The organism is Sphingomonas sp. GC_Shp_6, assembly GCF_026540835.1.
Classification (GTDB): Bacteria; Pseudomonadota; Alphaproteobacteria; order Sphingomonadales; family Sphingomonadaceae; genus Sphingomonas.
Genome location: NZ_JALNUO010000019.1, coordinates 16,124 through 29,149 on the forward strand (window position 1 = coordinate 16,124; position 13,026 = coordinate 29,149).

Genomic DNA, 13,026 nt, shown 5'->3' on the forward strand with positions numbered 1-13,026 from the left:
GGGTCCAGTGGGGAAGGCCCATTTTGGCGCGCGCTTCGCTCCATCACCTGAGTCCCCCAACTGGGCCCCGGCCTTCGCTGGGGAACATAGGATGACGCTTTCCGTCCTCTCGGTCGCCTCCGAGGCATACCCGCTCGCCAAGACGGGCGGGCTCGCCGATGTCGTGGGCGCGCTGCCCGGTGCGCTGGCGGCGCACGGCGTTGCGGTCACGACGCTGATCCCGGGCTATCCGGCGGTAGGCCAGGCGATCGGCCGCGCCAGGGTGGTGCGGCGCTGGCCGGATCTGCTCGGCACCCCCGCGCGGCTGCTGAAGGGCGAGATCGCCGGCCACCCCCTCCTCGTGCTCGATGCGCCCGCGCTCTTCGCGCGCGGCGGCGGCCTTTATGGCGATGCGGAGGGCGACTATCCCGACAATTGGCGCCGCTTCGCCGCGCTCGGCCGCGCCGCCGCCGACATCGCGGGCGATTACGACATCCTCCACGCGCATGACTGGCAGGCGGCGATGGCGGCGGCCTATCTGCGCTATGCCCCGGCGCGCACCACGCGCACGATCGTGACGATCCACAATATCGCGTTCCAGGGCGCCTTTCCTGCGGAGATCTTTCCCGAACTCGATCTGCCGCCAGAAGCGTTCGCGCTCGACGGCGTCGAATATTATGGCGGCGTCGGCTTCCTGAAGGCGGGGCTGGAGGCGGCGGATGCGATCACCACCGTCAGCCCGACCTATGCCGCCGAGATCCACCGCGCTCAGTTCGGCATGGGCCTCGAAGGGCTGATCGCCGCGCGCAGCGCATCGGTGCACGGCATCGTCAACGGCATCGATCCGGCGGTGTGGAACCCGGAGGCCGATGCCGCGCTCGCCCAGCCCTTCACCGCGCGCACCCTGGCCAAGCGCCGCGTCAATGCGCGCGCCGTCGCCCGCGAATATGGGCTCGGCGAAGGCGGCCCGCTGTTCACCGTCGTCAGCCGGTTGACCGGGCAGAAGGGGATGGACGTGCTCGCCGGCCTCACCGACGCGCTGGTGCAGATGGGCGGCCGCCTCGCGCTGCTGGGCTCGGGCGAACCCGCGCTCGAGGCCGCGTTCCTGGCGGCGGCGGCGCGCCATCCCGGCCGGATCGGCGTGCGGATCGGCTATGACGAGGCGCTGTCGCACCGGTTGCAGGGCGGCGCCGACGCGATCCTGATCCCGTCGCGCTTCGAACCCTGCGGCCTGACCCAGTTATACGGCCTGGCCTATGGCTGCGTGCCCGTCGTCGCACGCACCGGCGGGCTCGCCGATACGGTAATCGACGCGAACGAGGCCGCGCTGGCGGCGGGCGTGGCGACGGGCATCGTCCATGACGGCGTCGACCCCGACACGCTGCTGCGCGCACTCGCCCGCACGATCGCGCTCCACGCGCAGCCGACCGTCTGGAGCACGCTCCAGCGCAACGGCATGCGCGCCGATTTCTCCTGGGCACGCAGCGGACTGCGCTATGCCCGACTCTACCGCAATCTCACGGAAACCGCATGATCCGCATCGTCGCCACCACGCCCTTTCCCGATCAGAAGCCCGGCACCTCGGGCCTGCGCAAGACCGTGCCGGTCTTCGCGCAACCCCATTATGCGGAAAATTTCATCCAGTCGCTGTTCGACGTGGTGGACGACAAGGCGGGCGCCACGCTGGTGATCGGCGGCGACGGGCGTTTCCTCAACCGCACCGTGATCCAGACCGCGATCCGGATGGCGGCGGCGGCGACGTTCGGCCGCGTGATCGTCGGACAGGGCGGCATCCTTTCCACCCCCGCCGCCAGCCACCTGATCCGCAAGTGCGGCGCGATCGGCGGCCTGATCCTCAGCGCCAGCCACAATCCCGGCGGCCCCGACGGCGATTTCGGCATCAAGTACAATATCGCCAATGGCGGCCCCGCGCCCGAGGGCGTGACCGATGCGATCTTCGCGCGGACGAAGACGATCGACCGCTGGCTGGCGGAAGACACGCCCGATATCGACCTCGACACGATCGGCGAGATCGCGGTGGGCGGCATGCCTGTCGAGATCGTCGATCCGGTCGCCGATTATGCCGCGCTGATGGAGAACCTGTTCGATTTCGCCGCGATCCGCGCCGCGGGGCTGACGATGGCATTCGACGCGATGCACGCGGTGACGGGGCCTTATGCGACCGAGATCCTCGAACGCCGGCTGGGCTTCGCGCTCGGCACCGTGCGGAACGGCATGCCGCTGGAGGATTTCGGCGGACACCATCCCGATCCCAACCTCGTCCATGCGCACGAACTCCACGCCACGATGATGGCCCCCGATGCGCCCGATTTCGGCGCGGCGTCGGACGGCGATGGCGACCGCAACCTCATTATCGGCCGGGGCATCTTCATCACGCCCTCCGACAGCCTGGCGATGCTGGCGGCCAACGCGCATCTGGCGCCGGGCTATGCCGCCGGGCTGAAGGGCATCGCGCGATCGATGCCGACGAGCGCGGCGGCGGACCGGGTGGCAGAGGCGATGGGCATCCCCGCCTATGAGACGCCCACTGGCTGGAAATTCTTCGGCAACCTGCTCGATGCGGGGCGCGCGACCTTGTGCGGCGAGGAGAGTGCGGGCACCGGCTCCGACCATGTCCGCGAGAAGGACGGGCTGTGGGCGGTGCTGCTGTGGCTCAACATCCTCGCGGTCCGCGGCGAGAGCGCGGCGCAAATCGCGCGCGATCACTGGGCGCGGTTCGGGCGCAATTATTACGCGCGCCATGATTATGAGGGCGTGGCGAGCGCGGGCGCGGACGCGCTGATGGCGGCGCTCCGCGCGCGGCTGGAGACGCTGCCGGGCACGCGGTTCGGCGACCTGGTCGTCGCGGCGGCGGACGATTTCGCCTATGCCGATCCGGTCGACGGATCGACCAGCCTGCGCCAGGGCGTGCGCGTGCTGTTCGAAGGCGGCAGCCGCGTGGTGTTCCGCCTGTCGGGCACGGGCACGCAGGGCGCGACGCTGCGCGTGTATCTCGAACGTTACGAAGCCGTGGCGATCGACGGCGATACGACCGCGATGCTCGCCGGTATCGTCGCGGCGGCGGAGGCGATCGCCGGCATCGCCGCGCATACCGGCCGCACCGCGCCGGACGTGGTGACGTGAGCGAACCGGTCTCCTCCGGCGCGGGAGGAGATTGGGGGGTGCGGGTCGGCGGCGGCGTCACCCGGTTCGCGGTGCGCGCGCCGGACGCCGCCTGGGTCGCGCTCTGCCTGTTCGACGGCGATCGCGAGACGCGCATCGCCATGGCGCGCCGCGGCGACGCCTGGGTGGCCGAGACGGCGGACGCGCCGCCCGGCACGCGCTATGGCTACCGCGCGGATGGCGCGGCACCGGGCTTCGATCCCGCCAAATTGCTGGTCGATCCGCATGCGACCGAACTCGACCGCCGCTTCGCCTATGACCCGCGGCTCGGCGCGCGCGGCGTCGACACGGCGGCGCTGGTGCCCAAGGCCATCGTGCCCGCCCCCCTGCCCGCCACCGATCCGCCGCCGCCGATCTTCGCGGCCGGCGGGCTGATCTACGAACTGAACGTGCGCGGCTATACGATGCGCCATCCCGACGTGCCGCCCGAGCAACGCGGCACGCTCGCCGCGCTCGCGCATCCGGGCGTGATCGCGCATCTGCAACGCCTGAAGGTGGCCGCGGTCGAGCTGATGCCGATCGTCGCCTGGATCGACGAGCGGCATCTGCCGCCGCTGGGGCTCGTCAACGCCTGGGGTTACAACCCCGTCGTGCCGATGGCGCTCGATCCCGGCCTGGTGCCAGGCGGCGTGGCCGAACTGCGCGCCACCGTGGCGGCGCTGCGCGCGGCCGGCATCGGCACGATCCTCGATCTGGTGTTCAACCATAGCGGCGAAAGCGACGAAGGCGGCCCCACCCTCTCCTTCCGCGGGCTCGACGACCGGGCCTATCGGCGCGGGGCGGACGGCGCGCTGGTGAACGACAGCGGCACGGGCAACACGCTCGATTTCGCCTATCCGCCGGTGCGCGCGCTGACGCTCGCAGCGCTGCGCCATTTCGCGCGCGCGGGCGTGGACGGTTTCCGCTTCGATCTCGCCCCCATCCTCGCGCGCGGGCCAGGCTTCGACGCGCACGCGCCGCTCTTCGCCGCGATCGCCGCCGATCCGCTGCTCGCCCGCCGCGTCATGATCGCCGAGCCCTGGGATATCGGCCCCGGCGGCTACCGGCTCGGTGCCTTTCCCGAGACCTGGCTCGAATGGAACGACCGCTACCGCGACGATGTCCGCCGCTTCTGGCGCGGCGACGGCGGCGCGGGCGCGTTCGCCACGCGGATCGCGGGGTCGGCGGACATCTTCCGCGGGGCCGCCACCCGCAGCGTGAACTTCATCGCCGCGCATGACGGCTTCACGCTCGCCGATCTGGTGGCGCACGAACGCCGTCACAACGCGGCCAATGGCGAGGACGGCCGCGATGGCCATGGCGAGAACTGGTCGTGGAACGGCGGGGCCGAAGGCGCGAGCGACGATCCCGCCATCCTCGCCAGGCGCGATGCGGACCGGCGCGCGCTGCTTGCCACGCTGTTCGCGTCCAAGGGCACGATCATGCTGGCCGCGGGCGACGAATTCGGCCGCACCCAGGGCGGCAACAACAATGCCTATGCGCAGGACAATGCCACCGGCTGGGTGGATTGGGCGGGGCGAGACACCGCGCTCGAGGCTTTCGTCGCCGCGCTCGCCGCGTTTCGCGCGGGCACCCCGCTCGCCGACCCCGTAGCGCTGGAACATGGCGACTGGCGCGATCTCGCCGGCCGGCCGATGACGGCCGAGGCATGGGACGCCGCCCAAGGCTTCGAACTGCGGCTGCCCGATGGCGACGACACGCTGATCCTACGCTTCGATCGCCCCGCGCGCCGCGTGACGCTGGCCCGCGCGCGCATCCTCGACAGCCGCGCGGTTCCCGGCCAGAACGCGGCATGATCCCGCCGACCCCCGCGACCGACGCCGCGCCCGCCCGCCCGCTGCCGATCTGGCGGCATCTGTACGTTCAGGTGCTCGCAGCCATCGTGATCGGTGCGCTGATCGGGCATCTCTGGCCGGATACGGGCAAGGCGCTGAAACCGCTGGGCGACGGCTTCATCAAGCTGGTGAAGATGGTGATCGCACCGGTGATCTTCCTGACGCTGGCGGGCGGGATCGCCGGGATGCGCGAACTGGGGCAGGTGGGGCGCGTGGCGGCCAAGGCGCTCGGCTATTTCCTCGTCGTCTCCACCTTCGCGCTCTTCGTCGGGCTCGCCATCGGCAATCTGCTCCAGCCGGGCGCCGGGCTGCACGTCGATCCCGCCACGCTCGATGCCGGCGCGGTCGCGGGCTATGCCGCCGCCGCGCACGAGACGAGCCTCACCGGTTTCGCGATGGCCATCATCCCCGACACGATGGTCTCCGCACTCACCGAGGGATCGATCCTCCAGACGCTGTTCGTCGCGATTCTGTTCGGCGTCGCGCTGTCGCTCGTCGGCGAGCCCGCGCGGCCGGTGCTCGACCTGATCGAGCGGCTGACGCTGATCGTGTTCCGCATCGTCGGCATGCTGATGCGCCTCGCCCCCATCGGCGCGTTCGGCGCGATCGCCTTCACCGTGGGGGCCTATGGCGCGGGCAGCCTGGTGCAGCTCGGCGCGCTGGTCGCGACCTTCTATCTCACCGCGATCCTGTTCGTCGTCGTGGTGCTCGGCGCGATCGGCTGGGCGCACGGCTTTTCGGTGCTGCGCCTCGTCGCCTATCTGAAGGACGAATTGCTGCTGGTGCTCGGCACCTCGTCGTCGGAAGCCGCGCTGCCGAACCTGATGACCAAGCTGGAGGCGGCGGGCTGCGACCGGGCGATCGTCGGGCTGGTCGTGCCGACGGGCTATTCGTTCAACCTCGACGGCACCAACATCTATATGACGTTCGCCGCCTTGTTCATCGCGCAGGCGTGCGGCGTTCACCTGGCGTTCGGCGAGCAGCTGCTGCTGATGGGGGTCGCGATGCTGTCGTCCAAGGGGGCGGCGGGCGTGACGGGCGCGGGCTTCATCACGCTGGCGGCAACGCTGTCGATCGTGCCGTCGGTGCCGGTGGCGGGGATGGCGCTGATCCTGGGCGTCGATCGGTTCATGAGCGAATGCCGCAGCCTCACCAACTTCATCGGCAATGCGGTGGCGACGATCGTCGTCGCGCGCTGGGAGGGCGGGCTCGACCGCGCGCGGCTGACGGCGGCGCTCGGCGGCTGACGGGCTTTACCGCACGCGCCGGGCGGCATAGCATCCATGCACGCGAGACGCTCCTGACGGCGCCGCGATCGGGAGAGGCGCATGGGCCAGGATTACGTCATCGTCGGCGGCGGTTCGGCGGGGTGCACGCTCGCCGCGCGGCTGAGCGAGGATCCGGGCGTGTCGGTGCTGCTGCTGGAAGCGGGCGGGCGCAACACGAGCATGCTGGTGCGGATGCCCGCGGGCGTCTCGCAGATCATGAAGGACCGCAACGCCCATAATTGGGGCTTCCTGACCGAGCCCGAGCCGCATCTGGACGGCCGCCGCCTGTTCTGGCCGCGCGGCCGCGGGCTTGGCGGCAGTTCGGCGATCAACGGCATGATCTATATGCGCGGCCACCCGCAGGATTATGACGAATGGCGGCAGATGGGCCTGCCCGGCTGGTCGTTCGCCGACGTGCTGCCCTATTTCCGCAAGCTGGAACGCCACCATCGCGGCGGCGAGCTGCATGGGAGCGACGGCCCGCTCCACGTCTCGGCGGGCGAGAGCGACAGCCCGTTCAACGGCGCGCTGATCGCGGCGGGGGCGCAGGCCGGCTATCCGACCACGGAGGATTTCAACGGCGAGCGGTTCGAAGGCTTCGGCCCCTATGACCTCACCATTTCCAACGGCCGGCGGTGGAGCGCGGCGGAGGCGTATCTGCGGCCGGTGCTGGCGCGGCCGAACCTCACCGTCGTCACCGGCGCGCGCACCACGCGGATCGTCGTCGAACGCGGCCGGGCGGTGGCGGTGGAGTATGTCGCCGGGCGGCGGAAACAGGTGGTGCGCGCCGACGCCGCGCGCGAGGTGCTGCTATGTGCGGGCGCGGTGCAATCGCCGCAGATCCTCCAGACGTCGGGCATCGGCGATCCCGGGCGGCTGCGCGCGGCGGGCGTCGATGTAGTGCACGATCTGCCGGGCGTGGGCGAGAATCTGCAGGACCATCTCGACGTGATCCTCAACTGGCGCAGCAAGGGGCTGACGACCGTGTTCGCCGCGACCAAGGGGTGGCGGCAACTGGCGGTGGGCGTCGAATATCTCCTGCGCGGCACCGGGCTGGGGCGGCAGAATTTCCTCGAATCGGGCGCGTTCCTGCCGTCGCGGCCGGGGCTGTCGCGCCCCGACATCCAGATCCATGCGGTGCTGGCGATCATGCGCGAACATGGCAAGCACAAGCCCGTGGAGGACGGCTTCTCGCTGCATCTCTGCCAGCTCCGCCCCGAAAGCCGCGGCCGGATCGGCATCGCGTCGGCCGATCCCTTCGCCGATCCGGTGATTCACGCCAATTATCTCGCCAGCACCGAGGATCGCCGGGTGATGCGCGAGGCGGTGAAGATCGGCCGCGACGTGGCGTCGCAGGCCGCGCTCGATCCCTGTCGCGACGCCGAACTGGCGCCCGGCCCGGCGGTGCGCAGCGATGCCGAGATCGACGCCTGGGTGCGCGCCACCGCCGAGACGATCTACCACCCGGTCGGCACCTGCCGGATGGGCGCGGCGGACGATGCGCAGGCGGTGGTCGATCCCGAACTGCGCGTACGCGGCCTCACCGGGCTGCGCGTGGTGGACGCCTCGGTGATGCCCAATCTGGTCAGCTCGAACACCAACGCGCCGACGATCATGATCGCGGAAAAAGCGGCGGACATGATCCGGGCGAGCTGATCGGCTGGAGCGGGATGATCTTAGGATGCGGTGACCTTACCTCGGCCCCGTTCGCCCTGAGCCCGTCGAAGGGCCTGTACCGAATGCGAAGGCACGAGCGCGGAGAGCGTTGGACCCGCCTCCGATCAATCTGGTCAGCGCTGCATCCCGCGCATCATGTCGGCGGGCATCAGATTGTGGTTCAGATGCGCCATGATCCACACCGATCCGATCAGCACCAGCGCGCAGATCAGCACGCCGAACGCCAGCGCCAGCGTGTTGTTCGTGTTGTCGGGCCCGGTCGTGATGTGCAGGAAGAAGACGAGGTGCACGCCCATCTGCCCGATCGCCAGTGCGATCAGCGCGACGGGCACGCCGGGGCCCCAGATGAGCCCGTGCGTGCCGACGAGGACGAACGACGCCGCCGTCAGCAGTGCCGCAAGACCGAGGCCGATCGCATAGCCGCGCACGCCGCCCGCGATCGTGTCATGATCCTGCCCCTCGCCCGGCGCCGAATCCGCCTCGCCGCGCGCATGCTCGCGCCGTTCCTCGCTCATGCGCGCATCCCCAGCAGATAGACCACGGTGAACAACGCCACCCAGATGATGTCGAGCGCGTGCCAGAACAGCATGAAGCATTGCACGCGCCGCTCGATATCCGCGCGGAAGCCCTTCGCCCAGACCTGCGCCATCATCGTCGTCAGCCAGACGAGACCGAGCGTGACGTGAAGCCCGTGACAGCCGACGAGCGCAAAGAAGCTGGAGAGGAACGCGCTGCGCGACGGCCCCGCGCCTTCCCCGATCAGATGCGTGAATTCATGAAGCTCGCACGCCAGGAAGCCCGCGCCGAGCAGCGCGGTGGCCGCCATCGCCACCTGGAACCAGCGCGTGCTCTTCGCCTGCATCGCGATGCCGCCCATGCCGCAGGCGAAGCTGGACAGCAGCAGCAGCACGGTCTCCACCCCGACCAGCGGCAGCTCGAACAGGTCCTTGCCGCCGGGGCCGCCCGCGGTTTCCCCGGACAGCACCGCATAGGCCGCGAAGAAGCCCGAGAACATGATGAAGTCGGAAAGCAGGAAGATCCAGAAGCCGTAGGAGACGACGATCCGCTTGGGCGCGGGGCCGCGCTCGCTCAGCGGCGTGTCGCCGCGGCCGAACCGGTGCGGATCGCCCTGGGTCGATGCCGCGCTCATGCGACCGCATCCGGCGACAGGCCGAGCATCGCGGCCTTCGCACGCCGCCGCTCGTCGTCGAGGCGCTTGGCCTCTTCGGCGGAGATCTCATATTCGGTCTCGTTGCGCCACGCGAAGACCACGAAAGTGGCCCAGGCGCCCAGGAACCCAAGCCCCACCAGCCACCAGATGTGCCAGATCATCGCAAAGCCCAGCGCGGTCGCGAAGAAGGCGGTGACGAAGCCGGTCGGCGAATTCTGCGGCATCTCGAACGCCGCATAGTCGGGCCGCTCGCTCAATCGCTGCGTGTCGCGCGCCTTGGACTTGATGCTCCAATAGGCCTCCTCGCCGCGCACGTCGGGCAGCACCGCGAAGTTGAACGCCGGCGGCGGCGAGGTCGTGATCCATTCCAGGCTGCGGCCGTCCCACGGATCGCCCGTCGTGTCGGCCAGCGCCTCGCGGTCGCGGATCGAGACGTAGAGCTGGATGGCGAGGCAGGCGATGCCGCACGCGATCAGCGCGGCACCCAGCGCCGCGACCTGAAGCCAGGGCTGCCATTCGGGCACGTCGTAATGCTGCAGCCGCCGCGTCATGCCCATCAGGCCCAGCACATAGAGCGGCATGAAGGCGACGTAGAAGCCGATGATCCAGAACCAGAACGCCGCCTTGCCCCAGCCCTCGTGCAGGCGGAAGCCGAACGCCTTGGGAAACCAGTAGGTATAGCCCGCGAACGCGCCGAACAGCACGCCGCCGATGATGACGTTGTGGAAATGCGCGACGAGGAACACCGAATTGTGCAGCACGAAATCGGCGGGCGGCACCGCGAGCAGCACGCCCGTCATGCCGCCGATCACGAACGTCACCATGAAGCCGATCGACCACAGCATCGGCACCGAGAAGCGGATGCGGCCGCCATACATGGTGAACAGCCAGTTGAAGATCTTCACCCCCGTGGGCACCGCGATAATCATCGTCGTCACGCCGAAGAAGCCGTTCACGTCGGCGCCCGCGCCCATGGTGAAGAAATGGTGCAGCCACACCATCCAGGCGAGCAGGCAGATCGCCATGGTGGCGATAATCATCGAGCGATAGCCGAACAGCGGCTTGCCGGAAAAGGTGGAGACGACCTCGCTGAAGATGCCGAACGCGGGCAGGATCAGGATATAGACTTCCGGATGGCCCCAGGCCCAGATGAGGTTGACGAACATCATCTGGTTGCCGCCGGCATCGCCGGTGAAGAAGTGGAAGCCGAGATAGCGATCGAGGATCAGCATCGCGAGCGTGGCGGTGAGGATCGGGAAGGCCGCGACGATCAGCAGATTGGTGGCAAGACTGGTCCAGCAGAACATCGGCATGCGCGTATAGCCCATGCCGGGCGCGCGCAGCTTGAGGATGGTGGTGACGAGATTGACCCCCGACAGCAGCGTGCCCACGCCCGAGATCTGCAGCGCCCAGAGATAATAATCGACGCCGACGCCCGGCGAGAAGCGGAGCTCGGACAGCGGCGGATAGACCACCCAGCCCGTCTTCGCGAACTCGCCGACGATCAGGCTCATGTTGATGAGCAGCGCGCCGCTCGCGGTCAGCCAGAACGACACCGAATTGAGCGTCGGGAACGCCACGTCGCGCACGCCGAGCTGGAGCGGCAGCGCGAAGTTCATGAGACCGATCATGAACGGCATCGCCACGAAGAAGATCATGATCGTGCCGTGCGCGGAAAAGATCTGGTCGTAATGGTCGGGTGGCAGATAGCCCGGCGCGTTCATCGCCACCGCCTGCTGCGCGCGCATCATCGCCGCATCGACGAAGCCGCGCACCAGCATGACGAGCGCGAACAGGCAGTACATCACGCCGATCCGCTTGTGATCGACGCTCGTGATCCATTCGCGCCACAGATAGGGGATATGCCCTGCACGCCAGACCCAGAGCAGCACGCCGAGCAGCACCGTGCCGACGAGCCCCGCCGCGACCAGCGGGATCGGCTGGTCGAACGGGATCGCGTCCCATCCGAGCTTACCGAATAGGGTCATCGATCCTCCCGTCCGTCCTGCGCGGTCTTGGCGGTGGCGGTGCCGGCCTGGCGGATCGCCGCTTCGAAGAGATGCGGCTGGACCTGCCCGAAGGTGACGGGCGCCGCGCTGGCATGCACCCGCGCCAGTTGCAGATAGGCGCGCGCATCGAGCGTGCGCCCGGCCGCCCGCGTGCCCGCGACCCAGTTCGCGAACTGCGCCGGCGGCATCGCGTCCACCGCGAACGTCATGTCGGCAAAGCCCTTGCCGCTATAATGCGCGGAGATTCCGTGGAAGCGCCCGATCCGGTCCGCACGCAGGTTGAGCTGCGCCTCCATGCCCGACATCGCATAGATCTGGCTGCCGAGCTGCGGCACGAAGAAGCTGTTCATGACGGTCGCCGAGGTGATCCGGAAATGCACCGGCGTGCCGACCGGGATCGCCAGCCGGTTGATGCTGGCGATGCCCTGGTCGGGATAGATGAACAGCCATTTCCAGTCGAGCGCCACGACCTCCACCTCGATCGGCCGGGTGCGGCCGGGGATCGGCCGCGCGGGATCGAGGTCGTGGCTGGCGATCCAGGCGAGGCCGCCGAGGAAGATGATGACGAGCGCCGGGATCGACCAGACGAGCAGCTCCAGCCGGCCCGAATAGGACCAATCGGGCAAGTGCCGGGCGCGGGTGTTGCCGGCGCGGAACCACCAGGCGAAGGCAAGCGTCAGCACGATCACCGGCACGACGATCGCGAGCATGATGGCCAGCGAGTTGAAGAGCAGCAGCCGCTCTCCCGCCGCGACCGGGCCCGCCGGATCCAGCACGCCCTGCCCGCAACCCGTCAGGAGAGGACATGTCGCGGGCGCGACCCACCTGAGCGCGCTGCGGCTGGACACGGCGCACCGAAGAAGGGAAAAACGGCGTTGCACCGCAGTATGATAGCCGTACATGCCGGCGGACGCCACCCGTCGTCATGCCAACATGGGTTGCGTGACGCGCAAGTCTTGCCGCATCGGTTCATCGGATTAAGAACGTCCGGATGCCATCCCCCCTTCGCAGCGCGCTCTACATGCCCGCCTCCAACGCCCGCGCGATCGCCAAGGCGCGCAGCCTCGCCTGCGACGCGGTGATCCTCGACCTGGAAGACGCGGTGGCGCCCGAGGAGAAGGCCCGCGCCCGCGACCAGGCGGTGGCAGCGGTGCGCGACGGCGGGTTCGGGCACCGCCGGCTGGTGGTGCGCGTGAACGGCGCGGACACGCCGTGGCATGCCGAGGATCTGGCGGCGCTCGCGAGCGTCGCGCCGGATGCGGTGCTGTTCCCCAAAGTGGCGGATGCGGCGGGACTGCACGCGGCGCGCGCGGCGCTCGGCGATCGCGGCCCCGAGGTGTGGGCGATGATCGAGACCTGTGCCGCGATCCTCGATCTGGGCGCGCTCGCGTGTGCGGCGGCGCCCACCGGCACGAGCGCGCTGGTGTTCGGCGGCAACGACCTCGCCAAGGAGATGCGCTGCACGCCCGGCGCCACCCGCACGCCGCTGCTGCCCGCGCTGACGCTCACCATATGCGCGGCGCGCGCCGGCAACATGATCGCGCTGGACGGCGTGTCCAACGCGATCGACGATGCCGAGGCGCTGGCGGTCGAATGCGCGCAAGGAGCGGCGATGGGGTTCGACGGCAAGACGCTGATCCACCCGGCGCAGATCGCCGCCGCCAACGCGGCCTTCGCGCCCGACGCCGCGACGCTCGAATGGGCCCGCGCGGTGATCGCCGCCTTTGCCGATCCCGCCGCCGACGGGCGCGGCGCGATCCGGCTGGGTGGCGCGATGGTGGAGCGGCTGCACCTGGCCGAGGCCGAACGCCTCGTCGCGATCGCCGGATCGTCTGCCCCTGTCCGGAGTTTGGGGACGGGACTGCCTTTCGCTACGCGCCCTGCCAGCCACGATCCGGAATGAC

General features: G+C 69.6%; 10 protein-coding genes. 6 read left to right on the top strand and 4 right to left on the bottom strand.

The genetic code is table 11. The annotated features are described in order from the left end of the window. The first annotated feature begins 91 nt into the window (after positions 1–91). The 5 genes from glgA (at position 92) to OXQ95_RS16300 (ending at position 7,921) form a co-directional block, all read left to right on the top strand. Positions 92–1,513 (top strand): glycogen synthase GlgA, encoded by a 1,422-nt coding sequence (gene glgA, locus OXQ95_RS16280; protein ID WP_267382529.1) that lies wholly within the window; start codon positions 92–94, stop codon positions 1,511–1,513. Continuing rightward, on the top strand, positions 1,510–3,123 hold the full coding sequence (locus tag OXQ95_RS16285) for an alpha-D-glucose phosphate-specific phosphoglucomutase (RefSeq protein ID WP_267382530.1): 1,614 nt from the start codon (positions 1,510–1,512) through the stop codon (positions 3,121–3,123). The genes glgA and OXQ95_RS16285 overlap by 4 nt, the downstream gene beginning before the upstream one ends. Beyond that, entirely contained in the window at positions 3,120–4,958 is a 1,839-nt protein-coding gene (locus tag OXQ95_RS16290; RefSeq protein WP_267382531.1) for a glycogen debranching enzyme, read from the top strand. Before OXQ95_RS16285 ends, OXQ95_RS16290 begins: the two co-directional genes overlap by 4 nt. Further along, the gene (locus tag OXQ95_RS16295) at positions 4,955–6,244 is read left to right on the top strand and encodes a dicarboxylate/amino acid:cation symporter (RefSeq protein WP_267382532.1); all 1,290 of its coding nucleotides are present in this window, start codon (positions 4,955–4,957) and stop codon (positions 6,242–6,244) included. The genes OXQ95_RS16290 and OXQ95_RS16295 overlap by 4 nt, the downstream gene beginning before the upstream one ends. A gap of 81 nt (positions 6,245–6,325) precedes the next feature. Then, positions 6,326–7,921 (top strand): choline dehydrogenase, encoded by a 1,596-nt coding sequence (locus OXQ95_RS16300; RefSeq protein WP_267382534.1) that lies wholly within the window; start codon positions 6,326–6,328, stop codon positions 7,919–7,921. A gap of 134 nt (positions 7,922–8,055) precedes the next feature. On the opposite strand, the gene cyoD is transcribed toward OXQ95_RS16300, so the two are convergent. Genes cyoD through cyoA form a run of 4 tightly spaced genes read right to left on the bottom strand, consistent with a single transcriptional unit; the run spans position 8,056 to position 11,970 of the window. Further along, positions 8,056–8,457, bottom strand: coding sequence for a cytochrome o ubiquinol oxidase subunit IV (gene cyoD, locus OXQ95_RS16305; RefSeq protein WP_267382536.1), 402 nt, complete (start codon positions 8,455–8,457; stop codon positions 8,056–8,058). Next, a complete protein-coding gene (locus OXQ95_RS16310; RefSeq protein ID WP_267382537.1) occupies positions 8,454–9,092 on the bottom strand; it encodes a cytochrome (ubi)quinol oxidase subunit III in 639 nt (212 codons plus the stop codon). The genes cyoD and OXQ95_RS16310 overlap by 4 nt, the downstream gene beginning before the upstream one ends. Next, a complete protein-coding gene (gene cyoB, locus OXQ95_RS16315) occupies positions 9,089–11,101 on the bottom strand; it encodes a cytochrome o ubiquinol oxidase subunit I (RefSeq protein WP_267382538.1) in 2,013 nt (670 codons plus the stop codon). Before cyoB ends, OXQ95_RS16310 begins: the two co-directional genes overlap by 4 nt. After that, entirely contained in the window at positions 11,098–11,970 is an 873-nt protein-coding gene (gene cyoA / locus OXQ95_RS16320; RefSeq protein WP_267382539.1) for a ubiquinol oxidase subunit II, read from the bottom strand. Before cyoA ends, cyoB begins: the two co-directional genes overlap by 4 nt. 143 nt (positions 11,971–12,113) lie before the next feature. Here cyoA and OXQ95_RS16325 point away from each other — a divergent pair, with 143 nt between their 5' ends. After that, positions 12,114–13,025: a CoA ester lyase gene (locus tag OXQ95_RS16325; RefSeq protein ID WP_267382540.1), complete on the top strand. Its 912-nt coding sequence runs from the start codon at positions 12,114–12,116 to the stop codon at positions 13,023–13,025. The last annotated feature ends 1 nt before the right edge of the window (position 13,026 follow it).